24 protein-coding genes are annotated in these 25,732 nt (G+C 42.4%); 12 read left to right on the plus strand and 12 right to left on the minus strand.

What is annotated here, in order from left to right:
* The first annotated feature begins 12 nt into the window (after nt 1-12).
* Nucleotides 13-1,056, plus strand: coding sequence for an MJ1255/VC2487 family glycosyltransferase (locus tag BCU84_RS01800; RefSeq protein ID WP_102526394.1), 1,044 nt, complete (start codon nt 13-15; stop codon nt 1,054-1,056).
* Nucleotides 1,057-1,164: 108 nt separating this feature from the next.
* Here the strand turns inward: BCU84_RS01800 and rsd are convergent, their stop codons facing one another.
* The gene (rsd, locus tag BCU84_RS01805) at nt 1,165-1,641 is read right to left on the minus strand and encodes a sigma D regulator (protein ID WP_102526395.1); all 477 of its coding nucleotides are present in this window, start codon (nt 1,639-1,641) and stop codon (nt 1,165-1,167) included.
* Between the two features lie 469 nt (nt 1,642-2,110).
* Here rsd and hemE point away from each other — a divergent pair, with 469 nt between their 5' ends.
* Together hemE and BCU84_RS01820 are read left to right on the plus strand one after the other, a co-directional pair.
* Nucleotides 2,111-3,175: a uroporphyrinogen decarboxylase gene (gene hemE, locus BCU84_RS01815; RefSeq protein ID WP_102526396.1), complete on the plus strand. Its 1,065-nt coding sequence runs from the start codon at nt 2,111-2,113 to the stop codon at nt 3,173-3,175.
* 612 nt (nt 3,176-3,787) lie between these two features.
* Nucleotides 3,788-4,006, plus strand: a complete 219-nt coding sequence (locus BCU84_RS01820) for a hypothetical protein (protein ID WP_102526397.1) — start codon at nt 3,788-3,790, stop codon at nt 4,004-4,006.
* A 164-nt stretch (nt 4,007-4,170) separates the two neighbouring features.
* On the opposite strand, the gene BCU84_RS01825 is transcribed toward BCU84_RS01820, so the two are convergent.
* The 4 genes from BCU84_RS01825 to BCU84_RS01840 form a co-directional block, all read right to left on the minus strand.
* Nucleotides 4,171-5,625: a HAMP domain-containing sensor histidine kinase gene (locus BCU84_RS01825; RefSeq protein ID WP_102526398.1), complete on the minus strand. Its 1,455-nt coding sequence runs from the start codon at nt 5,623-5,625 to the stop codon at nt 4,171-4,173.
* An 82-nt stretch (nt 5,626-5,707) separates the two neighbouring features.
* Entirely contained in the window at nt 5,708-6,442 is a 735-nt protein-coding gene (locus BCU84_RS01830; RefSeq protein WP_102526399.1) for a response regulator transcription factor, read from the minus strand.
* A gap of 118 nt (nt 6,443-6,560) precedes the next feature.
* Nucleotides 6,561-7,313: a spondin domain-containing protein gene (locus BCU84_RS01835; RefSeq protein ID WP_102526400.1), complete on the minus strand. Its 753-nt coding sequence runs from the start codon at nt 7,311-7,313 to the stop codon at nt 6,561-6,563.
* An 11-nt stretch (nt 7,314-7,324) separates the two neighbouring features.
* Complete coding sequence (locus BCU84_RS01840) at nt 7,325-8,032, minus strand: spondin domain-containing protein (protein ID WP_102526448.1); 708 nt, start codon at nt 8,030-8,032, stop codon at nt 7,325-7,327.
* Between the two features lie 223 nt (nt 8,033-8,255).
* Here BCU84_RS01840 and BCU84_RS01845 point away from each other — a divergent pair, with 223 nt between their 5' ends.
* Together BCU84_RS01845 and BCU84_RS01850 are read left to right on the plus strand one after the other, a co-directional pair.
* Nucleotides 8,256-8,834 carry a GNAT family N-acetyltransferase gene (locus BCU84_RS01845; RefSeq protein WP_102526401.1) on the plus strand — a complete coding sequence of 193 codons (579 nt, stop codon included), beginning with the start codon at nt 8,256-8,258 and terminating at the stop codon, nt 8,832-8,834.
* 59 nt (nt 8,835-8,893) lie between these two features.
* Nucleotides 8,894-10,246 (plus strand): FAD-binding oxidoreductase, encoded by a 1,353-nt coding sequence (locus BCU84_RS01850; RefSeq protein ID WP_102526402.1) that lies wholly within the window; start codon nt 8,894-8,896, stop codon nt 10,244-10,246.
* A gap of 83 nt (nt 10,247-10,329) precedes the next feature.
* On the opposite strand, the gene BCU84_RS01855 is transcribed toward BCU84_RS01850, so the two are convergent.
* The 4 genes from BCU84_RS01855 to xapA all read right to left on the minus strand — a co-directional run bounded on the left by BCU84_RS01855 (nt 10,330) and on the right by xapA (nt 14,205).
* Nucleotides 10,330-11,217 (minus strand): EamA family transporter, encoded by an 888-nt coding sequence (locus BCU84_RS01855; protein WP_102526403.1) that lies wholly within the window; start codon nt 11,215-11,217, stop codon nt 10,330-10,332.
* Between the two features lie 31 nt (nt 11,218-11,248).
* Complete coding sequence (gene deoC / locus BCU84_RS01860) at nt 11,249-12,040, minus strand: deoxyribose-phosphate aldolase (protein WP_102526404.1); 792 nt, start codon at nt 12,038-12,040, stop codon at nt 11,249-11,251.
* A 63-nt stretch (nt 12,041-12,103) separates the two neighbouring features.
* The gene (locus BCU84_RS01865; RefSeq protein ID WP_102526405.1) at nt 12,104-13,366 is read right to left on the minus strand and encodes a NupC/NupG family nucleoside CNT transporter; all 1,263 of its coding nucleotides are present in this window, start codon (nt 13,364-13,366) and stop codon (nt 12,104-12,106) included.
* 8 nt (nt 13,367-13,374) lie between these two features.
* Entirely contained in the window at nt 13,375-14,205 is an 831-nt protein-coding gene (gene xapA / locus BCU84_RS01870; protein ID WP_102526406.1) for a xanthosine phosphorylase, read from the minus strand.
* Between the two features lie 141 nt (nt 14,206-14,346).
* Here xapA and BCU84_RS01875 point away from each other — a divergent pair, with 141 nt between their 5' ends.
* Nucleotides 14,347-15,264 (plus strand): LysR substrate-binding domain-containing protein, encoded by a 918-nt coding sequence (locus tag BCU84_RS01875; protein ID WP_198589509.1) that lies wholly within the window; start codon nt 14,347-14,349, stop codon nt 15,262-15,264.
* Between the two features lie 55 nt (nt 15,265-15,319).
* Here the strand turns inward: BCU84_RS01875 and nhaC are convergent, their stop codons facing one another.
* Entirely contained in the window at nt 15,320-16,795 is a 1,476-nt protein-coding gene (gene nhaC / locus BCU84_RS01880) for a Na+/H+ antiporter NhaC (protein WP_102526407.1), read from the minus strand.
* 515 nt (nt 16,796-17,310) lie between these two features.
* Here nhaC and BCU84_RS01885 point away from each other — a divergent pair.
* The 4 genes from BCU84_RS01885 to BCU84_RS01895 all read left to right on the plus strand — a co-directional run bounded on the left by BCU84_RS01885 (nt 17,311) and on the right by BCU84_RS01895 (nt 20,212).
* A complete protein-coding gene (locus BCU84_RS01885; RefSeq protein WP_102526408.1) occupies nt 17,311-17,760 on the plus strand; it encodes a hypothetical protein in 450 nt (149 codons plus the stop codon).
* A 161-nt stretch (nt 17,761-17,921) separates the two neighbouring features.
* Nucleotides 17,922-18,473: an N-acetyltransferase gene (locus BCU84_RS01890; RefSeq protein WP_241906335.1), complete on the plus strand. Its 552-nt coding sequence runs from the start codon at nt 17,922-17,924 to the stop codon at nt 18,471-18,473.
* A gap of 608 nt (nt 18,474-19,081) precedes the next feature.
* Nucleotides 19,082-19,234: a hypothetical protein gene (locus tag BCU84_RS20675; protein WP_157936180.1), complete on the plus strand. Its 153-nt coding sequence runs from the start codon at nt 19,082-19,084 to the stop codon at nt 19,232-19,234.
* A gap of 108 nt (nt 19,235-19,342) precedes the next feature.
* Nucleotides 19,343-20,212 (plus strand): hypothetical protein, encoded by an 870-nt coding sequence (locus BCU84_RS01895; RefSeq protein WP_102526409.1) that lies wholly within the window; start codon nt 19,343-19,345, stop codon nt 20,210-20,212.
* 94 nt (nt 20,213-20,306) lie between these two features.
* Here BCU84_RS01895 and purD read toward each other — a convergent pair whose 3' ends face one another.
* Together purD and purH are read right to left on the minus strand one after the other, a co-directional pair.
* On the minus strand, nt 20,307-21,608 hold the full coding sequence (gene purD, locus BCU84_RS01900) for a phosphoribosylamine--glycine ligase (RefSeq protein ID WP_102526410.1): 1,302 nt from the start codon (nt 21,606-21,608) through the stop codon (nt 20,307-20,309).
* Between the two features lie 269 nt (nt 21,609-21,877).
* Nucleotides 21,878-23,467, minus strand: a complete 1,590-nt coding sequence (gene purH / locus BCU84_RS01905; protein ID WP_102526411.1) for a bifunctional phosphoribosylaminoimidazolecarboxamide formyltransferase/IMP cyclohydrolase — start codon at nt 23,465-23,467, stop codon at nt 21,878-21,880.
* A gap of 328 nt (nt 23,468-23,795) precedes the next feature.
* Between purH and zntR the strand changes: the two genes are divergently transcribed.
* Nucleotides 23,796-24,251 carry a Zn(2+)-responsive transcriptional regulator gene (zntR, locus tag BCU84_RS01910; protein WP_102526412.1) on the plus strand — a complete coding sequence of 152 codons (456 nt, stop codon included), beginning with the start codon at nt 23,796-23,798 and terminating at the stop codon, nt 24,249-24,251.
* Nucleotides 24,252-24,259: 8 nt separating this feature from the next.
* Entirely contained in the window at nt 24,260-25,627 is a 1,368-nt protein-coding gene (locus BCU84_RS01915) for an SO_0444 family Cu/Zn efflux transporter (protein WP_102526413.1), read from the plus strand.
* Nucleotides 25,628-25,732: the final 105 nt, after the last annotated feature.

Below are 25,732 nucleotides of genomic sequence, written 5' to 3' on the forward strand. Positions count from 1 at the left end.
ACAAGGAACTTTATGAAAATATTATATGGTGTTCAAGGGACTGGAAATGGCCATATTAGTCGTGCGCGTGTCATGGCGAAATCATTGAGTAAAACAGATGTCGAAGTCGACTTTTTATTTAGCGGTCGTAATAAAGATCAATATTTTGATATGGAGTGCTTTGGTGACTATCAAGTAAGAGAGGGGATGTCGTTTATTACTGAGTCAGGTCGAGTTAATTTGACCAAAACGGTAAAACGTAATTTATCGTCATCTATTTTATCTGAAGTTCAGCAAATGGATTTGTCTGATTACGATTTAGTCTTGAATGATTTTGAGCCTGTTACGGCATGGGCGGCTAAAAAACAGGGGGTTACCTCCATCAGTATTAGTCATCAAGCTGCGCTGCAGTATCCTGTGCCAAAGCAGGGAATGAGCTGGTTTGATCGGGTACTATTAAATAACTTTGCGCCAACAGATATTAAGCTTGGTTGTCATTGGCACCATTTTGGGTTTCCAATATTACCGCCATTTGTTGAAGTAGAACCTAACTCTGGCGATCATAGTCATCAAATATTGGTGTATCTTCCGTTTGAAAATGCCGACACTATTGCCAAATTCTTAAGCCCATTCTCAGAGTATCAATTTTTTGTTTATCACGCAGATAAACCGTTACAGGGATTACCCGAACACATAAATTGGTTTGGTTTTAATCGTGAAGGATTTAAGCAGCATATGTCTCAGTGTGGTGGGGTGATTGGTAATGCAGGCTTTGAATTGGCGAGTGAAGCGATGACCCTTGGCAAGAAGTTGCTGGTTAAGCCATTGCAAGGTCAGTTTGAGCAGTCCTCTAATGTGGCAGCATTAGAGTTATTAGCTGCAGCGCAAAGCATGGATAAATTAGATGCAGGTATTTTAAATCGCTGGCTTAAGTCAGCTTCACCTAAGCCGATTAAATATCCACAAGTGGGTGATGCACTGGTTAAGTGGCTTAAGCAAGGTGATTGGCATCAGCATCAAGTGTTGTGTAATGATCTTTGGTCACAGGTAGAGTTACCAGATAATTGGCGTAAATAAGCTAGGTAAGTGGATCGTTATACGTGCTAGAGAAGCTCTCTTTTGATGAAAATCAAAGAGAGCTTTTTAATGTGTGAATAAGGCTTAAATGGATAAGTGTTAAGCGAGTTAACTTGCTTTTGAATGGTGCTCGTGAAGTTGCTCAAGTAGTTCATCTTCGAAGGCAAAGCGGGTTTCCATTGCTTGAGCTAATTTAGAGAGGTCTGCATCTAGGTCCATTAATACATCATCATTATCGGCTTCAGTGTATTTATCATTAAAGTCGAGGGCTGCATCAGTGGTTTCACTGATTTGTGGTAATAATGTTTGCGCTCTTTCTTTACTGCTTTCGCCAAATTTCTCGCATTCAGTTACCACCTGATCATAGACTTCGAAGTGGCCTTCTGAGACATAATCCACCAATTGTGCACAGAATTGCTTAACAGCATCAGCTTTAGGCAGGCTTTTAGCGGGCATGGTATATGGTGCAAGGCCGGCAATTTTGAAATATTGGATCAGCAACGTTCTGCGATGATGTAGCCATTGATCGACAAGCTTGTTAGAGCCGCCCCATTTTTGTTCGGCTTTTTCTAGTTTTGTCAGCATAACGAATTCCAGTGTTGCAACTAATCCATATCACTTAATGTATGAGAGAAAGTGACTATTGATCAACTGTTTTCTGTAAAAGATCTAATGGATCGACCAGATAAGGTCTTATTTGATAGTGATTTGTATCACGGGGAAATAGCATAAAAAGAAAAATGCCCAGTGATAGCAAGCTACCACTGGGCAAATAGATTTTTTTAAGGGCTCGATTTATCGTGCTTCTTGATTGTTCTTGCTAGCGCAGACTTTTTATACCAAAGGCGAACAAGAGGTGCAACTTTTTTATCCAATTAGGCTACCTGATACCTAAATATGGGTATTATTGTGAGCATGCTAACGATTACATTAGCAATTTCGATACTAGTTAGGGTGTTAGTTCACATTAATTTAGCATCGCTGGTTACATTAATCGCATAAGTGCTAAACTACGCGCCAGCGGATATCACTATATGTTTAGGAATTAAGCCCAATGGCAGAATTAAAGAATGATCGTTATTTACGCGCCTTATTAAAACAGCCTGTTGACAAAACACCTGTGTGGATGATGCGTCAAGCTGGACGTTATCTACCTGAATATAAAGCGACTCGCGCAGAAGCGGGTGACTTTATGTCTCTTTGTAAGAACCAAGATTTAGCATGTGAAGTGACGTTACAACCACTTCGTCGTTACGACTTAGATGCTGCAATTCTATTCTCAGATATTCTTACCGTTCCAGATGCAATGGGCTTAGGTCTTTACTTTGAAACAGGCGAAGGCCCACGTTTCGAACGTCCTACTGACACCATCGATTCAATCAAAAAGCTTTGCATTCCAGATCCAGAAGATGAATTAGGTTACGTAATGCGTGCTGTTAGCACCATCCGTCGTGAACTAAAAGGTGAAGTACCTTTAATCGGTTTCTCTGGTTCACCTTGGACACTAGCGACTTACATGGTCGAAGGTGGTTCAAGCAAGACTTTCGAAAAGATCAAGAAAATGGCTTACGAAGAGCCAGCAACATTACACATGCTTTTAGACAAGTTAGCTGACTCAGTTATCTTATACCTAAACGCACAAGTAGCTAATGGCGCGCAATCGTTAATGATCTTTGATTCATGGGGCGGTGCGTTATCTCACCACGCTTACCGTGAGTTCTCATTACGTTACATGCAAAAAATCGTTGATGGCCTAACTCGCCATGCTGACGGTCGCCAAGTTCCTGTTACCTTGTTCACTAAAGGTGGCGGACTGTGGTTAGAATCTATGGCTGAAACAGGTTGTGATGCTCTAGGTTTAGACTGGACTGTTGACATCGGTGATGCACGTCGTCGTGTTGGGCATAAAGTTGCACTTCAAGGCAACATGGACCCATCTGTACTTTACGCATCTCCTGAGCGTATTCATCAAGAAGTTGACCAAATCTTGTCATCTTACGGTGAAGGTACTGGCCATGTATTTAACTTGGGTCATGGTATTCATCAACATGTTAATCCAGAGCATGCTGGCGCATTCATTAACTCAGTTAATCAATTATCGCCTAAGTACCATAAATAAAAATACCATAAATAAAGCGCCGCAAATAATTGATGGTGCATAATTTGGGTATTAAATAAAAGACGAGCATGGCTCGTCTTTTTTTATGGCAAGAATAAATAGAAAATTAACAAAGGACTGTTAGGGCTTGTTGAACTTTGCTGGTTGAGTTTTGTTCGAGATAAAAACGGATTAAGCGCGGCGAGTGAGTTGCCGCCTAGTAACCTAAGCACTCTTTATTCGCAAAAAAGGTCGCTCAACAATGCCGAATCCGTTTTTAGCCGAACCCTTCGGGCAGCGTTTGTTGTTCATTTTTACTGCGTTATCGGCTTTTTATGTAGAATAACTACACCACAAAGCCTCTGTCTTGTCTAAATGAACAACAACTCGCTGCAAAACAACCTTGAAAGATCAACACGCCTAGACTATATAAATCATTGTTTTAACTATTTAGGTGCGCTTTATCACAAAGTGAGAATGGAATATTCTATTTTGTGATCTTTGCAAAACTCTTCATGGAACTAATTTGATATTTTATGCTCATTGTGAGAATAATATTAATAAGCTGACTAGCTTTGTTTTATGGTGGGATGGAAGCCACATCTAGTAGCCTTTGCCAAAAGAGAGATAAATATGAAAGTTCAAATTATTGTTGCGTTAGTATTCTTTGCTATTTTTGCTGCACTGCTACCTGGTACCCATTACATCTATGTTGCTAATGCTGGTTACTACATGGGGCAATTCGTAACTGTTGCTGCAGTATTGCTAATGTGGGGCTGTTTAGCTGCTGGTTTTGTGAGTCTTTTCTTCCACAAAATTAAAGCTTTGTACCTTTCAATTGAAAATGGCTAGTCACAGCCTGATTCATTGAGAGTGATGCTCATAAACGGGAATACTCTCAGAATGATTATTTAGCGACGCTGTCGATAGATAATAAATAAAGCCACCAATTTAAGGTGGCTTTCTTGTTTTTAATCTTTGTTTTTTCTAAAAATATTGCAGTAGCAACGAAAGGGTTAATGGGTTGCTAGCTCAATCATAAAGTGACTTCCCTTTCCTGGGGTACTTTTTATATCAATTCTGCACTTTAATAAGCCTAATAACTGCCTGACAATGGCTAAGCCAACTCCGAGCTGTGGCAGTGCTTGATTTGGCTCAAAGTTAAGCTGCTGTATAGATAACTGTTTCAAGGCTTCTACTTCATGCTTGTGCATGCCTGCGCCAGTATCCTCAACCGCTAACCACGTTTGATCATGATGTGTTTCACTGTAAACCGTTATCGTGCCGCCTTTAGGTGTGTATCGCAGCGCGTTGTCGACGAGATTATTTAAAATCCGCCTCATCAGCTGAGGATCGGTATAAACCTGCAGTTGATCCGTGACATTAAAATCTAAAGTAATCCCTAGTTTTTTTGCTCTAGGGGCAAAAGTTTGATTTAAATCGAGTAAGACTTCACGCAAATTAATTTTAGCTATTTGAGCACTGATTTGGCCATTTTCAAGGGCGGCAAGCTCAAGTAACTGCGATAATAATTGCTGTAAGTTTTGCCCAGAATTGGCAGCATATTCAATGTATTCTGCTTGACGCTCTTCAGGTGGTGACAGTAACCAAGTGTCAATATAACCAATCAACGACGTTAATGGTGTCTTTAAGTCATGGGATAAGTGAAGTAAAAAGTCATGTTTGGCCTGTTGTTGTCGTTTCACTTGTTGATGTTGCTGGTTTAACTCTTGCAGCAAGTGATTAATGTGCTCACTGAGTTTTTTGATTTCTAAGCTGCCGTTATAGCGATTCGGCAAAGCCAAATTTTCTTCTAAGGGAGCGTCTTTAAGACGCGTTAAATCACTGGCAAGCTTTTGAATCGGGCGAGTGAAAAAACCTAATAACAGCACAAATAGAATTAACGCGAAAATCACCCAAAAACCGATTGTTGCGCCCCAAAGTTTAGGCTGGTTTTCTGAATTAATTAACGCCTGCCAACTGTCATAATCCTCGCCGCCAATGATTACGTATAAGTATCCACTATGAAGGCCGTTTTCTGTCACTAGTGGACTGACGGAGAATATTTTCTGGGTTTCAGTTGAGCGTGGATCTGTGCCTAAAATCGGTAAGTCACCACCTGCAATAAACTGCTGAATTTGGCTTAGGTTGACGCGATCTTTTTTGATTTTTTCTTCTTTGGCATCATAAGCGATGACACGGCCTTCGGGATCAAGGGTATAAATTTCAAAGCTTGGCCCTAACAGCATAAAGTCATGAAATGCTTCCTTTAGCGCGGCATCAGAGGTAATACCTTGTGAAAGTAACGGGTTGATATGCGCCATATGTTCGGCAAGTTGCAGATGTAATGATTGCTGAATTTGATTACGACTAAATTCGTGATTCAGTTGCAACCACTGCCACAGTGCGACAAATAACAGTAATACCACCACAGTCGCAGATAGGAACAGCCGGTTAAATAATCGATTCATGATGCGGGACCTACCTTGGTTCGACTAGGGTGAATGAAGTCAGAGTACTGAGTTAATTTGAAGTGCGTTTAATTCAATAGCGCTAATGTGCCCCAGCTTCGGGTGGTGAAAATTTGTAACCGACTCCCCATACTGTTTTGACTAATTCCGGGTGGCCAGGGCTTCGAGAAAGCTTAGTGCGCAAGCGATTTATATGGCTATTAACAGTGTGCTCATAGCCGTCATAGTTATAACCCCATACTGCTTCTAATAACTGCATTCTGCTAAACACTTGCAGGGGATGCTGGGCAAGAAACAGTAATAAATCGAACTCTCTCGCTGTGAGCTCTAACGTACTATTGTTAGACACTACTTCGCGGGTTGTTGAGTTAATGGTGACCCCGTTAAACTCCAATTGCTCAGTTTGTACTTGTTGTACTTTACTGCGCCTGAGCATGGCTTTAACCCTTGCTCGAAGCTCTAATACGCTAAAGGGTTTGACGAGATAATCGTCTGCGCCAGCTTCTAAGCCTAAAACAATATCGGCTTCTGAATCTTTGGCAGTTAACATCATCACAGGCAATGATTTTCCAGCTTCTCTGAGTTGCTGGCAAAGCATAATGCCATCACCATCAGGGAGCATACGATCCATTAAAATCAGATCGAGTGATTTAGTGTCGATGATTTGCATGGCTTGGCTTAAGGTCGTGGCATGAAACACTTCGTAGTTTAATGCCGTAAGATTCAACATAATCAGCTTGGCTAAATCTTGTTCGTCTTCAACCAGTAAAATATGCTGCTTTATCTGGTGGCCGTTATGCTTAGTGTTATCGTTCATCCAAAATTTCCCAAATCAGATCCCTAATAACCAGACCTGAGATGGGAAGATTAAATTTCAACCTGTTTGTTTTTTATTTGTTAACAAACTTGTTTAAGCTTAATCATGGATGTTTTCACTATTCCGTTCGACTAATCGAAATGGAGATTGCCGGATTATCAAAACGATGTGAAGGCGTTAATACACTGTCCATCAATCCGTCGTACATGGTGATCACACCAGGATGAATATGAACAAAATCTACATCATCACGTTCTGAGTTATATCCTTCGCCACCATCAGCAGGTCCAGGCATCGTGCCTTGTGCTTCTGAATTGGCTTCGGTGCCTGCATCGTAAACCATACCGCGCATCGACACTGACTCATCAACAGCCAACATACTAATGTCATAACTATTTAGGCCAGTAAACGCATCATTGGTGTTGACTAACATTGTGGCGACAGTGAGATTGGCAATGTCTGCTTCATCAAGTGTCACAGTGATAGTTTCTGACATACCCGGCATTAAAATTCCTGCGCCACTGACCGTAGATGTTACGCCTTCAATTGCTGCAACATCTGCAGCATCGCCGCCTTCAGCAATTTTTTCCAGTGCAACATTGGCAGCTTCACCTGCTTGCCACAACATCACATCACTACTGTGCGAGGCAATGGCAATCGGTGACATAGGTTGGTTAGCCGTTAAATTGGTCACGGTAACCGTATAAGTCTGCATTACAACAGTCGGTTCAGGCGGAGTAACAGGTTCTGGTGTAGGTGATTCATCGTCATCATCAGAACAACCGCTTAGTCCTAACACCGCAATTAATGCTACTGCCGTTAAGCTATATTTATGGGTATGTTTAGTTTTACTATTTATTAAATATCTCATCGCGAGTCCCCTTATTTGACAGTAACAACTACTTTCGCAACAGGGTTTAACCAGCGATGAATGCGGCTATCTAAATCACTTGCGCCACCGGCTGCATCAGTATCACCAAGCACACCTGGATGAGTGTGAACATTAGCATTAGTAGAACCATCCATAACACCAGTACCATTCATACCTCCGTCACCACCAGGTGCTGCAGGAATACCTGGAACGCCTGCCATACCGCCGCCATTAACCATTTCATCATTGGCTTCAGTGCCTGCGTCATAGGCATTTAAGTAAACTGTATAACTACCTGCTTCAGTAGGGATTTCCCAACCATCTAAACCGATAAAGGCATCATTGGTTGGTAGCACCATGGCAACAATTGAAAGGTGCGTCATTTCCATGGAATCAAGCATCACTTCGCTGACATTAGCCCCTGGTGCTAGTAATCCCATCGCAGGGTTAACTGCGGTAAAACCACCTGCGCCCATCACAGCAGCGTCTAAATCACCAACATCGCCACCTTCGGCCATTTTTTGCAATGCTGGTGTTGCTTCGGTGCCGACTTCAAATAAGTGGCTATCAGCATCATGAGCTGCAATTAAGATAGGGGTGAAGTGATTACCATGGGTTAAGTTAACCACGCTAATTTCTAATTCTGCAGCTGTGGCTGAAACACTGAATAGACCAGCAGCCACTAGGCCAAGTGAAAGCAGAGTCGCTTTAGTTTTCATTGATGCAGATGATGTTGATACTGAAATTGACGGTTGTACTTCTGACGCCTTTAAGACTGATGATTTCATAACAGAGCTCCTTTTGTTTAATTGCTAACGATTCTGGCAAAGGGATCTCACTGTGTTATCGCCAAATTATCACAAAAGATTAACATCGTTTATTTTGCCGAATTTATTGTGTAGTCTTGGCGATATAATGATGACAATTGGAGTCAATATAATAATGATAAGAAACTTAACTCCTGAATATTTTCAACAGGTTATAGAGTTAGGTAATCTCGTGCATGGTGAAGGCTATTTAAATTTCGCCTCCCTTGAAAAAATTTATCAAATGGGCATAAAAAATCATATTAATGCGCATTTCATCGCGATAAGTGATGAAACTTCACAGATTGACAGTCAATCAACTATCGTCGGTTTTCGATTAACTTATGCGGCGGGAAAGTGGCCCATTGATCAATGGTGCACCCCAGATAAATGGCCAGTTTCCGTTGAAGATATGTGTTACTTCAAATGTAATACTGTGGCAGAAGGTCAGCGAGGGAAAGGCATTGGTTCTCGGCTATTGCAGGCTTCAATTGCAGCAGTAAAGCAGCAAGGGGCTAAAGCTGGTGTGAGTCATTTGTGGCAGCAAAGCCCCAATAACTCGGCAGTAGGCTACTTTACACATGCTGGAGGTGAACTGATTAAGTTGCACCCGAGTCGCTGGAATCAGCGACATGACAACAGCGATTACTTGTGCGTGATATGTGGTGATGACTGTCACTGCACCGCTTGTGAAATGGTGATTGAATTTGGCTAAGTTCGCTTCAAAACATCATTTTTAATGTATTTCAGCACAGCGATAAATGAGTACCTTGTATGCCCTCAAGTTATTACGATCCTTTAATCAACAGCACGCCAGCATCGCAACCTTTTGCAGATAGTTATTGGGCATCGACCCAAAGTTTGCCAGTGCTATTACCTTCACTTAAGAGTAGTCAACAAACAGATGTGGCGATTATCGGCGGTGGGTACACAGGATTACTAACAGCGTATTACTTAGCAACTGAGTTTAATATTGATTGCCGTGTTCTTGAAGCTAATCAGGTAGGGTTTGGTGCCAGTGCACGAAATGCGGGGTTTGTGCTTAAAGGTTCAGGCCGTTTAGGCTACTTAGCTATGGCAAAGCGGTGGGATCTTGCTACAGCACAAGGTATTTATCAGGAGTTCAGTCAAGCGGTAAGCCGAGTAGAAGGGCTGATAAATCAACACCAGATAGCCTGTGAACCCCAAGAACATGGCTATCTTAAAGTGGCGCATAACCCCAAAGCGCTTAACAGCCTTAAAGCCGCCGCTGATTTTATTCAGCAAAACATGGCGCAAGACAGTGATTTTACGGCGCAATTTATTAGTGCTGATAAGTTTAAAACTCAATATCTCAATCATCATCAAGCTTATGGGGCATTAAGGCTTAATGATGGCTTTGGTGTAAATCCGCTGAAATTGTTACTGGGTTATAAATCATTGGTTCAAAAGCAAGGTGTTAGCATTAATGAGCAGTCTTGTGTTGTCGATTGGATTGAAGAAAACGGTAAACATCGACTGCTTACCGAGCATGGTGAACTGTTGGCAAACAAAGTGATAATGGCGGGAAATGCCTACTCACCAAAACAGTTTAATCAGCGAGTGGATGACAAGTTTTTACCCATTTTAAGTAATATTATTGTCACCGAGCCATTGACCGATGATGAGCTAGCCCAAGCGGGTTTGCATACTAACCAAGTCACCATGGATACCAGAATATTAAAGTATTACTTTAGGCTGCTACCTGATAACCGACTGTTATTCGGCGGAAGAGGCGCGGTATGGGGCAAAGATGCGGCTGAACCTATTTATGGTCAGCGCTTAAAGCTAGCTATGGATAAATGTTTCCCGTATTTAAGCCGCAAAAAAATTGCCTATAACTGGACAGGTTGGATCGCGGCATCAATGGATGACATGCCCCATGTGTACAGTAAAAATGGTGTTGGATATAGTCTAGGTTATTGTGGCGCAGGAGTATCTTTTAGTGCTCAAGCCGCCTTCAGGCTAGCTCAAAGTATTGCTGGTGAATCTTTACCTGATTTACCGCTTTATAACGCGCCACTGCCTGCGATGCCCTTTACCAAAGCAAGGCGAATAGGGCAGTGGGGTTATTATCATTATGGTTGGTTAAAAGATCGTTTAGGGTAATCTGATACATAACAGCCACCTAATGAGGTGGCTGAAATTATTGAATATTGAATACTGAAAGCAGCTTGTTAAAGGTAAAACGATCAGTGTCGCTTTGACTGTGAACGCTGTTTTATCATCGCCACAATTTGCGGCATCAATGACATCAGTATCATGCCAAACATTAAACTGTATTGATAAATACTAAAGCTTTCAGACATTAAGACGACCCCAGAGACAATGCCGGCAATAGGATTCGCAATGCCGCCAAAAGTGAAGTCAACCACAGACATCTTTTGCAATAGCCACACATACAAGCCATAACCGAGCGCTGTGTTGAGGATGATAATCCACATTAAGCCGATAAAGTTCAATGAAGATACGCCTGCAAATACGGCGTGATATTGCTCAGGCTGAAGCTGCATTTGAATGATTGAGGCAACAGCAAGGATGACACCACCGATAATTAACTGCCAAGTTAGCACTGTCCACCAATGAATACGCTTGCCAATACTCTTAACAATGGTGCTGCCGACAATAATACACATTATGGCGCCGAGCATGGCTGTTAAACCAATTGGGTCAAGCGCAATTGCCCTTGGGTCAAATAGCAGCCAAGATAATACGATTAAAATAGCACCACTTATTGCTTGGACTTTTTTAGGTCGAGTGCGGCTAAATAACCAGTGAAATAGCATTGCAAAAACGGGCACTGACACCATGCCCACACCAGAAATAGCCGCAGGCAGAGTTAGCGCCATAACAAAGATTAAGCTGAAGAAAATGGCGATATTTAACAAGCCAATGCTGGTTAATATCCCCCAATCTTTTGCCGCGGGGAGTGACGGTTTTAATGCTAACAGGATCAGTCCTGCAGGCAGTGCGCGCAATGCTCCCAGCAATAATGGTGGCCAATCCGTTAGGGTGTATTGAGTGACGGCGTAAGTCGTCCCCCAAAAGAAGGCAGGGATCATTGCCAGTAATATATTCATTGCGCGATGTTACCTTTAAAAAGAGAGGGTTTTAGTATGCAGCATTTGATACTGACGTGTGGTTGATATCAAGGCTACTTAATAAACTATTTAATAGTCCTGATGCGCCAAAGCGAAAATGCTGCGCCGTTACCCATTCTTTACCTAATAAATTGCTCGCCAAGGTTAAGTATGCAATAGCATCTGCAGTGGTTCTCACTCCACCTGCAGGTTTAAAGCCGACTCGATCAGCAACATTCATCAGTTTAATCACAGTCAACATTATTTCAGCCGCGGCTAAGGTGGCGTTGGTTGCGACTTTTCCGGTTGAGGTTTTAATAAAATCAGCGCCAGCCTCAATCGCGATGCGTGATGCTTGCTCAATGAGTGTAGGCTCAGCAAGTTCGCCTGATTCAATAATGACCTTCAAGGTAATATCGCCGCAAGCTTGTTTGCATTGCTTCACTAACTCATAGCCAACAGTTTCATTGCCAGCGACTAAGGCGCGATAAGGAAACACCACATCGACTTCATCAGCGCCGTATGCAACCGCAGCTTGGGTTTCAGCTACAGCAATAGCGATATCATCATTACCATCAGGAAAGTTGGTCACAGTTGCAATTTTGACTTGTGGTGTCCCTTGCGCCTGCAGGTACTTTTTGGCCAAAGGTATAAATCTTGGGTAAATACAAATGGCGGCAGTTGTGCCAACGCGGGTGTTTGCGTCTTGACATAGTTTTTCAATATCAGCTGCGGTTTCATTGTCGTTAAGTGAAGTTAAGTCAATTAGCGTCAATGCCTGTTGTGCAAATTGTTTTACAGTGGTTTCTAAAATAGCGGCCATGTGGTGTTCCTTAGCAACAACGCCAGTAGACACTGACGTTGTTATTGGTATCAATCGAAATGGTTAAAGCGAGAATGAGAAAAAGATGCCTGCAATGGCGGCACTTAATAAGTTACTGCAACTTGCAGCAATTAAGGTGCGTACGCCGTATTGGGCAATAAAGTCTTTGCGTGAAGGACATAAGGTACCGAGTCCACCAATTAAAATACCAATCGAGGCAATATTAGCAAAACCACACAAGGCGAAACTAATGATCACTTGTGATTTTTCATTCAGCACTTGTAACCCAGCCTCGGCAACGAGTTTAGGGTCTTGCAAGTAAGGTGATAAATCAGAGTAGGCGACAAACTCATTAACAATTAGTTTTTTTCCGATCATTGAGCCCGCTATACCAATATCTGCAACAGGCACACCCAGTAAAAATGCCAATGGCGCAAAAATCCAACCTAGAATAAGCTCCAGGGTTAGTGTTAAGCCAAATATTCCCCCCACACTGCCTAAGATGGTATTCACCAGCGTGACCAAACCAATCATGGCAATTAACATCGCACCAATAGCCGCCGCCAGTTTTAAACCACTCATGGCGCCTTCACCTGCAGCGGCCAGAATATTAACCGGAGGTTTTTCTGTAAAAGTGATTGATTTGCTAATGGTATAAGTCGGGGTTGTGGTCTCTGGTACAATAATTTTTGCAAATAAAATACCGCCAGGTACTGCCATAAATGATGCCGCTAATAAGTATTCCATATTAACGCCCATCATGGCGTAGCCTGCGAGAACGGTGCCAGAAACTGACGCCATACCGCCACACATAATGGCAAAAAATTCTGAGTCGGACATTTTAGGCATATACGGTTTGACGACCAAAGGTGCTTCGCTTTGACCAACAAAGGCATTTGATACCGCTGACATTGATTCTGCTTGGCTGGTGCCGATAACTTTAGCGATCGCGCCACCGACAATGCGGATAACAAACTGCATGATCCCTAAATAATACAGCACCGAAATTAATGCCGAGAAGAACACCACTAACGGTAACACGTTCAAAGCAAAGACAAAGCCGATACCCTCAACGGAGAAGTTAACTAAGTTGCCAAATAAGAATTGAATACCTGATTTACCGCTATCAAGCACTGCATGAACACCGCGAGACATGCCTTCAAGTAGCGTGCGCCCCCAAGGGACATAAAGCACTAACGCGCCGATGGCCATTTGTAATGCGAACGCCGAGCCAACGATGCGAAGTGAAATAGCGCTTCTATTGGTCGAGCACAAATAGCCAATGGCTAATAGTGCAGCTATACCTAAAAATCCGACTGCAAACATACTAACTCCTACGCGTTGAAGTGGTGTGCCATGAACTCGTTAATCAGTTTGATAAAGTTAGCTTCAGCTAACTTGGCGCATTTCAGCGTTTGCTCATGTGATAGTTCCACATCACCTAAACCTTCAGCCATATTGGTAATGGCACAAATAGCCAGTACAGGTAAGCCACAATGTGCAGCAGAAATGACTTCAGGAACCACTGACATGCCAACCACATCACCACCGATGATTTGCATCATGCGAATTTCAGCAGGCGTTTCAAAGTTAGGCCCTGTATAAGATACAAACACGCCTTCATTCAGGGTAATGTCATGGGTATTAGCGACAGTGAGTGCCTTGTTTAGTAGGGTTTTGTCGTATGCATTGGCAAGGCTGAAAAAGCGTGGACCATAGGCTTCATCATTTGCCCCGGTCATAGGTGACTCAGGCATGGTATTGATGTGATCATTAAATACCACTAACGAGCCGACATCGATACGTTCTGGGCGCAGCGAACCTGCTGCATTGGTGACCAACAAAAACTCACAGCCTAGACGTTTAAAGACTCTAACCGGTGTCGTCATCACTTTCATGGTTTGGTGTTCGTAGTAGTGGCCACGACCTTTCATACACACCACGTCTACACCATTTAATGTGCCCAACACCAGCTCACCAGAGTGGCCCTGTACTGTACTAACAGGAAACCCTGCTAGATCTTCGTATGGAATGACAACTTTATCTTGTAATTCATCGGCAATAACACCTAAGCCAGAGCCTAAAATAAAGGCCGCTTTAGGTTCAAAATTAGGTTTACGTGCTTGAATTGTATTGATTGCTACAACAACGGGATCGATGCTCATAATGTACCTCAGGATTAGTAAACTCACTCGATACTAGCAAAGCACTTTTCCGATAAACATCGTTAAAAAACGGTTGATTATGCTATATTTAAGGATGATTGTAGGCTTGCACTTTAGTGGTCAATAAAACTGGTGAGATCAATGGTTAACAAGCAAAAACTGTTAAGTGAAAAAGTGACGATGAAGATGCTGCGCTATTTTTATGCCTTATCGCAAACAGGGCATTTTGGCAAAGCAGCCTCACAATTAAGCATTACTAACTCGCCATTGAGTACCCAAATTAAAGAGCTAGAAGCGCATTTAGGGGTAGAGTTAGTGAAACGCAATTCACGTAATGTCAGCCTGACAGAGTCCGGAAAAGTGTTACAGGCTGAGTGTGAACATTTATTTCGTTCATTTGAGTATTCTATGCTTAAAGTGCAGCATGCTAGTCGTAAACACACTCAGCAAATTAAGTTAGGAATTGTCAGTTCCTCTTTTTGGGCAGGGTTTGGCGAAATGGTCAAAGGTTTTAATCACAGTTACCCTGATTACCATATTGATTTAATTGAGATGTCGCCGCGAGAACAGCAGCAAGCTTTACTGAATAAGAACATTGATATTGGTATTGTACGCTTTGCAGATGCGTTAGATATTCATCCATTACGAACACGGGCGCTAACCAATGAACGCTTTGTGGTTGCGTTAGCAGAAGGCCATCCGTTAACGACAAAAAATACATTAACGCTGACCGATTTACGCGAACAAACATTTACCTTTATGCGCCGTAAAAACTCCGCATCAGCCGATTTGATCATCAATGAATGCCGTCAAGCAGGTTTTATCCCTGAGGTGGGCAAAGAGTTCATTGAGCCCACGAGTTTGATGGCCTATGTTGGCATCAGTGACTCGATTGCCGTTGTGCCATCAAGTTTTACCGCGCATCAGTGGGAAGGCATTGAGTTTATTTCGCTCTATGAAAAAATACCAGCCAGTTTATGCGCAATTTATGATAATACTGGCTTATCCGCTTCGGCCAAGTTGTTCGTCGACGCGCTGCGGGTTAACGCCCCCATTTGAGACATGCTATGGTTTTTTATGAAAACCAAGCATGGGTTCAAATCGTATATGCGGGTTAACTTGGACTTAATTCAGCTGCGTTTTCCGTCTCAACTAGCGGCTCAATTTTGATGTTGAAGTAAGCATACGATGCACTGATAAATGGGCAGACCAAGTTAAATATCGCATAGGGCAAGTAAGCGATAGTCGCTACACCTAAAGTGCTTGCCATAAATGCGCCACAAGTATTCCAAGGAATTAATGGGCTGGTAACAGTGGCCGAGTCTTCAAGGGCGCGGCTGAGGTTCACTGCAGCAAGTTGACGTTTTTGATATTCAAGTTTCAGCATTCTTCCTGGCAGTACAATGGCAATATACTGGTCGGCAGTAATCACGTTAGCACCGATACAAACCCCTAATGTAGTGATGATTAAGCTACTGGTACCTGTGACTAAGCTAAGAATGCTTTCTAGTAACCTTGAAAGTAAGCCTGTTACTTCCATTACTCCACCAAACGCCATGGCACAGAGAATTAACCAAACGGTAGTGACCATGCTGCTCATACCACCACGGCTTAGTAAGTTATCCAGTACCTCATCACCCGTGGTTGCCACGTAACCATCGAACATGGCAATCCAAATGCCTTTAATGATCGCCACAAATGGCAATAAATCGGGCTCATTAACATACGCTATGATGTTGTCGAATTGGAAAAGGGCTGCGCAAATTGCCCCAGCAATGGTACCTAAAATGACGGTAGGGAAAGCGGGCATTTTCTTGTTTGCTAAAAACAGCACGACTAACAGGGGTAACAGTAAATGCAGGCCGGGGTCGTAGGTTTGCTCAAGCAGAACTAACGTTGTGCCCAATTGAGAATCAAAACTCGACACATCCGCAGACAAGCCAATAATCGTAAACACAATGAGCGCAATAATGATGCTTGGCACGGTTGTCCAAGTCATATGCTTGATATGACTGAAAATATCAGAACCTGCAACAGCGGGCGCAAGGTTGGTGGTATCAGATAATGGCGACATTTTATCGCCGAAATAAGCACCACTAATAATAGCGCCAGCGGTGATATTAATATCTAAGCCCATTGCCGAGGCAATGCCCACCAGTGCAATACCTATTGTACCGGCCACCGTCCATGAACTGCCGATACTGATAGCGACTATTGCGCACAAGATACAACTTGCAGCGTAGAAATATTTGGGGTTGAGGATTTGCATACCGTAATAAATCATTGTCGGTACAGTACCTGAAAGAATCCAAGTACCAATGAGCGATCCTACAGTAAATAGAATCAGTAATGCGCCTGTGGCGATACCAATACTGTTGACTATTCCGCGCTCCATTTGGTTCCAGCTGTAACCATTTTTATAACCAATCACGATGGCAATACACGCAGCAAGGATCAGCGCTATTTGGTTAGCACCTGAAGAGCTGTCAGATGAAAAAAGGTATACCGCAGCGCCAAGCATAGTGATTAATGCAAAGACGGGTAAGAGTGCATCAAGCAAACTCGGCTGCTTGATTTGAGAGTCAGACATAAAGCTATCCCTAATGTTATTTTTATTATAGGTCGTGCTAGGTATAAGTTATTTTTAGCCTTGGTTACTAATGTTATTTTTATTATAGGTCGTGCTAGGTATAAATTATTTTTAGCCTTTGTCACTATTGTTATTAAATTGTGACGGTGCGACATCCTGCCATAAAGCAGTAGCTCAAGTCGATGTTTGTGGGTCGTTGTTATAGCCGTTAATTGGATTGGATTTAGCTGGTTTTAACAATTCAGACATTTATTAAGCATAGCTATTCATAATAGTTATTTAGCGTGCATAAATACCCATTTAAAATATTACCGAAAAATGTCGATGTGATTTGAACTGCTTGTTCGAAGGCATTAAGCGGTTAAGTTTAGACCTTAAACAAGCTATATGAGGGTTGAGTCCTTCAAAAGCGATTAATTGCTTAGATCTGTAAAGGGTAGACTGCGGTTATTGAGATTTTCCTTTATTGAGAGGCTTTCGCACCTCAATAAACCGCCACGATATATAGGTATTACATGAATAAAAAACAAATTGGCGCAGTGCTTATGTCGCTATCATTTAGCGCATTGGGTGTTTCAGCGACGGCAAATGCCAATGAAGCATCTGAACAAGCTCAATTAGAGCAAGCTATGAGTGAAATGGTGGTGGCTGAAACATCGATGCTGTTGCTAGAAGAAGGTGATGCGTACCATACTGAGTTTACGAGAATTGTAGCGACGCAGTTTAGTGAAATCCTTATCACAAAAGAGCAAGCTAAGCAGTTATCGTTGCAGAAAACCAAGCATTTCTATTTTTCTGCAGAGCATGACGTAGAAACATTGGCACAGGTGGTTTCAGGTGTGATTGATACTGATGCACCGACCTATTTCTCAGTAAGCTTATTTCGCGAATACAACCGTAATAATGGTGGCTATCAGTTTGGTGCCAAAATTACTGAGTACGAAGATACCGATAACCGTGATTAACCCATTTTTCATTTGAATCACCCCTTTGCCGAGCCCATGCTCGGCTTTTTTGTTTTAGGGTCGCAATTTGATTTTTGCAAACTGGCTTGTAGTGAAATAACCGTCGATAATAATGTTATATGACATCAATAAATTCCGTTTCAGAGGCTTAATTGCAAAATATGACAGATGACACTATAAAGTTATCGGCTTTCACTACTAACACAACAGACGATGTTATTGAGTTATTTACTCAATCGTTTGGGGATGCTGAGGGCGAGGCTGAAGGCAAGGTGATTGGTCACTTAGTTTCTGAATTGATTGTGACAACACCTGCGACAGACTTGTTGGGCTTTGTTGCAACCTTAGAAAACAAGATTGTAGGGGCTATCTTCTTTAGCCGTTTAGCATTAGCGAAGAAAGCCAATGCGTTTATTTTATCTCCTGTTGCGGTGAGCACCGCTTTTCAAGCAAAAGGGATTGGCCAAAAGCTAATTAACTTTGGCTTAAAGCAGCTTAAAGACAATGGTGTTGAGTTAGTGTTTACTTACGGTGACCCTAACTACTACGTTAAGGTTGGCTTTAACCCTATCAGCGAAGACTGCATCAAAGCACCTCTTATCCTGACTTACCCTGAAGGGTGGTTAGCACAATCATTAGTTGGCACCGAGATTGAGCCGATTGAAGGGGATAGTTTTTGTGTGGATGCACTGAATGAGCAGTCATACTGGTAATTGGGTTTCGGCAGAAATGCCGAAGTGATTTTTATTTTATAAATCTACATCTAAATCTACTTCTACTTCTACTTCTGCATCTAAATTAAGATCGTGGCGCTTCGCCCACACCAAAATCAAGGGGGAAAGCGCTTGTCCCCCTTGATAATCCCTCAGCGCTCCGGCGAAATTTAAAAAGCAAAATTTCCAACGGAGTATTGTTTATCTTTTGGCCTCGTTTTGATTCTGCTTTGTTCATCTTCAAAAATTACTAACGCTTCCGATGGGGCGTTTTGTTTTGTTAACTATAGCTGAAAGCAAAATCAAGGTCGCGGCGCTTCGCCCACACCAGACCAAAAGGGTATCAACAGCAATACCCTCTTGGATCACCCTGCCGCCTTTACGAAATTTTCTGAAAAGCGAAAGATTTCTACAAGGATGGATCCAGCTTTTAGCTTCTTTTTGATTCTACTTCGACCATCTTCGAAAATTACTAACGCTTTCGATGGGGCGTCCCTTCCCTTCGAAAGCTAGCTAGCCATCCATGGCTAGACTCACGCAATTTTCTTGATGGCCTCAAGTCATATGGTGTCTTCAAATTGTATGCTCGAGCTTTTTAGAATACCCAAATGAAGTTAAATCGAAGAAGTAATAATCCCAGTGTAGATGCAGCAGCGAGCTTCCAAAACATGGATGTTTTGGCAGAGCTTACATGGATGTACTTGCAGCGCCTCGCAGTTGTATCTGCACATAAGCCTGCGGCAGGCAATTGGTTAAGTTGATGTTTTTACGATAATGTTTAGCGTAACAAGTACATCAATGGGGTAAAGTTAACATGTATAAAACCTCATTTAATTTAACTAGACTGGATAAGATAAAAAAGAGTAACTATGGATAAATTAAAAATCGAAAATATGAATGGCTTTACTCATCTTACTTTTGAATTATCGTCTGAAGAAGCTGATATGCTTCAGCGCAATAAAGAAATATTATCGAAGTATTTAGACCTTGAAGTTTTATTTGATCAAGTTATTGAAGAATTCTGGGAATATAAGAATAAAGTAGATTACTGGCGATTAAGGAGTGTATCTAAACCAATAGATTATGTATTGAATCATGAGATAAGAAGCTCTTTAAATCGGTTAGCTTTTAATTTACTTAATTTAGGTAAAGCTTATCTCGATATTCATTATCACGAAGACAAAAAAAGGTGTTTTTCTAGGGATTTAACAGGTAGTCAAGACATAGAACAATCAATCATAGATAAACGAGAAGAACTGTATAATAACAATTTGGGTTATGTCATAGCTTGTAAAATAAGAAATAATTCGCAACATAGAAATTTGCCAATCTCCACTTTCACAACTTCAATAAGTAATAATCAGCAAGATAATAAAACTCTAGTTGGTTTCAATATATTCATTAATTATGAAGAGCTTATCAAATTCAAAGTTCCGAAAGAGAAGTTATCTAATGGGATGAAATTTGAATTTACTGAAGCAATCGAAGGTTTTGCTCATGCTATATCTGAAATGCATATGCAAAATAGAACACTGGTAGAGAGTTCGGTGAAATTTGCAAAATCTGAGATTGAAAAATTTATTTCGAGTAAAGCTTCAGAAACAAATTTTGAACATTACATGGCTGAATTAGAGCTAATAAGTGGGCAAAAAGTTGGTGTTGATCTTGAGTGGTTTGAAGTCGCTGAGTATTTAAAACGTAAGCATCCTTTTGCAATCGATTATTCGAGATTTAGCTAAGATGTTTGATAAAAAATCCCTATGATTTTTGGCATTAGTTGCCATCACAGGGATTCTATTTTTATCGCTTCAACAACAAGTACAAACTAAATAATTAGTCTTTCCCTTGCTCGCGTGCAATTGCACGGTATGCAATATCAGTGCGGAAGTAGACGTCATCCCAGTGGATTGCATCGACTAACTTGTATGCGCTTGCTTGTGCTTCGGTAACTGTATTACCTAACGCAGTAGCACATAATACGCGACCGCCTGATGTGACAACATGGCCGTCTTTCATTGCTGTGCCAGCGTGGAATACTTTGGCGTTGTTGTCGCCTAAAGATAAACCGTCAATCACGTCAGCTTTGCGGTATGCATCTGGGTAACCGCCTGCTGCAAGTACAACACCGACTGCTGCGCGTGAATCAAATTCTGCAGTCACAGTATCTAACTCACCACGGGTGGCTGCTAGACAAAGCTCAACTAAGTCTGATTGTAGACGCATCATGATTGGTTGTGTTTCTGGGTCGCCAAAGCGGCAGTTGTACTCAAGTACTTTTGCGCTGCCATCTGGAGAAATCATTAATCCTGCATATAAGAAGCCTGTGTATACATTGCCTTCTGCTGCCATGCCATCAACCGTCGGGCGGATAACATTTGCAATCGTCCAATCGTGAACGGCTTGGGTGACAACAGGGGCTGGTGAGTATGCACCCATGCCGCCAGTGTTAGGGCCATAATCGCCGTTATCACGGGCTTTATGGTCTTGGCTGGTGGCCATAGCTAAGATGTTTTTGCCGTCTACCATCACGATAAAGCTAGCTTCTTCACCTTTTAAAAATTCTTCGATAACGACGCGAGAACCGGCTTCACCGAACTTGTTGCCAGCTAGCATGTCTTCGATTGCCGCATCAGCTTCAGCTTGGTCAGTAGCGATAATCACGCCTTTGCCTGCTGCTAAGCCGTCAGCTTTAATCACAACAGGGAAACCTGTTTTTGAGGTTAACTCTGCTGAGTACGCTTTTGCAGCGTCTATTTCAGTGAAGTTTGAGTAGTCAGCAGTTGGGATGTTATGACGCGCTAAAAAGTCTTTGGTGAAGGCTTTTGAAGACTCAAGCTGCGCAGCGCCTTGGGTAGGGCCGAAAATCGGTAATTTTGCTTCGTTAAAAGCATCGACTACGCCCAGTGCTAATGGCACTTCTGGACCAACAATCGTCAATTCAATTTTGTTGTCTTGAGCAAACTTAACTAACTCTGAAATCGCTTCAACGTTAATGTCGACGTTTTCTAGTTTTGGCTCTAAAGACGTGCCCGCATTGCCTGGCGCGACAAATACAGTGTCAACTTGTGGTGATTGTGCTGCTTTCCAAGCCAGTGCGTGCTCGCGTCCGCCGCCGCCAATAACTAATACTTGCATCTTTTAATCCTCTTATAGCTGCGCCATAGTCTCAATTTCTGCTTCAAACATGCTCACTTATGCTTATAAGCTCCGCGTGTTTTCATTGAACTTGAAACAATGGCTTGCTCTAATATGCTTAAAAATTCCATGGTCTCAATTTCTGCTTCATTTATAGTTATAAACTCCGCGTGTCTTCATTGAGCTTGAAACAATGGCTTGCTCTAATATGCTTAAAGCTGAACTTAGTACATCGCTTATTAGCATTAACAAGCGATGTTAAATCGTATTTAGTGACGGAAGTGACGCATGCCAGTAAATACCATGGCAATGCCGTGCTCGTCTGCCGCTGCGATGATTTCTTCATCACGGATTGAGCCACCCGGTTGGATGATACAGCTAATACCTGCAGCCGCTGCTGCATCGATACCGTCACGGAATGGGAAGAAGGCATCCGATGCCATCACTGAACCTTCAACCACTAAACCTTCGTCAGCCGCTTTAATGCCAGCCACTTTAGCTGAGTAAACACGGCTCATTTGGCCAGCGCCGACACCGATAGTCATGCCATCTTTTGCGTAAACAATCGCGTTAGATTTAACGAATTTAGCCACTTTCCAGCAGAACATTAAGTCAGTTAGCTGCTCGGCTGTTGGTTGTATTTTTGATACCACTTTAACGTCAGCCACATCAACCATGCCTTGGTCGCGGTCTTGAACTAATAAGCCGCCGTTAACACGTTTAAAGTCTTGAGTCGTGGTTTTAGTATTCCACTGGCCGCACTCTAATAAACGTACGTTAGCTTTTGCTGCCACGATATCACGTGCTGCTTGGCTTACTGTTGGCGCAATAATCACTTCAACAAATTGACGGTCAACAATGGCTTTTGCGGTATCAGCATCTAACTCTTGGTTAAAGGCGATGATGCCACCAAATGCTGACGTTGGGTCAGTTTTGAATGCGCGGTCGTAAGCTTCAAGAATGGTGTTGCCTAATGCGACACCACAAGGGTTAGCATGTTTTACGATGACACAAGCTGGGCCGTCAAATTCTTTAACACATTCTAGTGCTGAATCAGTATCGGCGATGTTGTTGTATGACAGCGCTTTACCTTGCAATTGTGTTGCACTTGCAACTGAGGCTTCATCAATGTTGCTATCAACATAGAAAGCCGCTTTTTGATGGCTGTTTTCACCGTAGCGTAAATCTTGTTTTTTGATTAGCTGAGTGTTGAATGTACGTGGGAAGCTTGAATCTTCGTGACACTCATCTTTACTGTGGGCAGGAACCATAGTGCCAAAGTAGTTAGCAATCATGCCGTCATAAGCTGCAGTGTGCTCGAACGCTGCAATCGCTAGATCAAAACGGGTTTCAAGTGTGGTGCTACCTTCGTTTGCTTGCATTTCTGCAATGACGCGGCCGTAGTCGCTAGCATTAACAACAATCGTGGTGTCTTTATGGTTTTTAGCGGTAGAACGCACCATTGTTGGGCCACCGATATCGATGTTTTCAACAGCATCGGCAAGGGTACAACCTTCTTTTGCTACAGTAGAAGCAAATGGGTATAGGTTAACGGCAACTAAATCGATTGGTTTGATGGCGTTTTGTTCCATCACGATTTCATCAATACCACGACGGGCTAGAATGCCACCGTGTACTTTTGGATGCAGAGTTTTAACACGACCATCCATGATCTCAGGATGACCCGTGTAGTCAGAGACTTCGGTCACTGGAATATTATTATCAGCAAGTAATTTAGCGGTGCCACCAGTAGAAAGTAATTCTACGCCTTGCTCATGTAATGCTTTAGCAAACTCAAGCATTCCAGTTTTATCAGATACGCTTAACAGCGCGCGACGAATAGGTCTGACAGTATTCATGTAGGTACAGTGTCCACTATTTATTTTAAGGAAGTTTGGCAAAACAGAATTACTCGAACACAGTTGCGTGAAATCTGTTTTGCCAAAGTTCCTACGCCCTTCATCTTATTGTTTTTAGGTGGGCCGTAATGAAACGCGCGTATTTTAACGTAATCAGTGTTATTTCGGGAAATTTATGCGCGATTTCACAATATTGAAATAAGAACAAAGTAAGGGGGTGAACTTTGTTCTATAAAACCCTTGACCTTGGATTTAACTCCAAGGTTTATAATTGGCTTATTAAGCTGGTAAAGGTTTGAATTTAAGTTTTCACTGGGCAGGTAAATATATGTATCGAATTGGCGAACTCGCGACTTTATTTGATGTTAAAACAGATACGCTGCGATTTTATGAAAAGCACGGTTTATTGACATCTTCAACTCGTTCAGAGGCAGGGTATCGACTATATAGCCAAGATGATGCGCAAAAATTACGTTTTATTATTCGTGCGAAAGTGGTCGGCTTTAGTTTAAATGATATTGCAGAGCTGTTATCGATTGAGTTGGACAAAGCTAATTGGGCCTGCGCCGATGTGAAAGGCTTAGTGGATACCAAGTTAGAACAAGTACAGGCGAAGATCGCAGAGCTTGAATTTTTTGCCAGTTCATTAAATAAATTATCACAGGCGTGTTGCGGCGGACCTGATAGTGCTGAGCACTGCTCTATTTTAGAGGCGCTAGAATCAACCGATAAAGAGTTAAGCCCAAAAGTTGAACATCACCTTCATGCAGAAAAGCAGGGGTAGGACATATTATGTTATTAAGTAATTTTATTGAGTTATTTTTAGAGTCAGCGCCGTGGCTGTTATTAGGCCTAGTGTTGGCTGGGTTGTTAAAAGTGTTTGTGCCGATGGCGTGGATGCAAAAACAGCTGGGTGGTCACGGTTTAAAAACTGTTGTTAAGGCTGCTGTTATTGGCGCACCTTTGCCGCTGTGTTCATGCGGGGTTATTCCGGCGGCAGTGGGACTTCGTCGCTCGGGTGCTTCAAAAGCTGCAACGACATCATTTTTAGTGTCGACGCCTGAAACGGGTGTCGATTCAGTAACGGTGTCTTATGTTTTATTAGGGCCATTTATGGCCATCATTCGCCCTATTGCTGCTATCACCAGTGCTGTTGTGGCTGGGCTATTAGTCGGACGAGATGATAAGCCTGAAATCGTTGAAACTAAGTTAGATAAGGGTGAAAAATTAGCCCGCGAGCTTGGCGATAAAGGTGAAGTGACTTCTTCTTGCTGCAGTAAAAATAAAGCCAGCGCAGCGCCTAAATTTACACCTGATACAGCGCCTATGATGGCTAGTACAACTGAGACTAAAAGCTGTTGCTCAAGTAAGGCGGTACAGCCTGAAAAAACCAGCTGTTGTTCTAGTAAAGTGGATAAAGCTGAGGTTAAGTCAGACAAAGCTAGCTGTTGTGCAAGCAAAGCGGATAAAGCTAACCTTATGGCAGAGGAGACCAGTTGTTGTTCAAGTAAGCCGGATCTCGCTGCTGAATCGTCTGAAAGCTGCTGTGAATCCACTAAAGACATGGCGACAGAGCTTAAAAATGAGTCAATATTATCAAGAGTGAAATCAGGGTTGGTTTATGCCGCCACTGATTTAGTCAGAGATACCACGTTATGGTTGTTGGTGGGGTTATTCTTTGCAGCATTAGTACAGACGTTTGTGCCTGGTGATTTTCTTGCCAAGTGGGGGGATGGCATACTGGCTATGTTAGTGATGGTATTGATTTCTGTGCCTATGTACATCTGCGCTACAGCATCCACGCCGATTGCGGCTGGTTTGTTATTGGCTGGTGTTTCACCTGGTGCGGTATTGGTGTTCATGATGGCAGGTCCTGCTACTAATATCGCGACTTTAGGCGTTGTCACTAAAGAGTTAGGTAAGCGCGCCTTGTTTGGCTATCTAGGCGGCGTACTGGGTGTCGCATTAGCGTTTGGTGTATTGGTTAACTATCTTGTGGCAGAGTTTGGTTTTGTGGTGATGCCGCAAATTGGTCACGAGCATGAACTGCTTCCTTCGTATGTCACCATGGGCTCGGGTATTGTGTTGGCACTATTAATGGCAAAAGTGATTTACGATAAGTTACCTAAAAAGAGTATGCGAAGAGATTGCTGTTCTTAATGCTTGTATAGGTTGAACTTTAATTACTGAAAATATGCCCACCAATAAAGGCCCGAAAGGGTCTTTTTTGTGTTTAAAAGCCATGGGTTAAATCTTTTAGTTAAT

The sequence above is a fragment of the Shewanella sp. 10N.286.51.B7 genome, assembly GCF_002873615.1.
Classification (GTDB): domain Bacteria; phylum Pseudomonadota; class Gammaproteobacteria; order Enterobacterales; family Shewanellaceae; genus Shewanella; species Shewanella electrodiphila.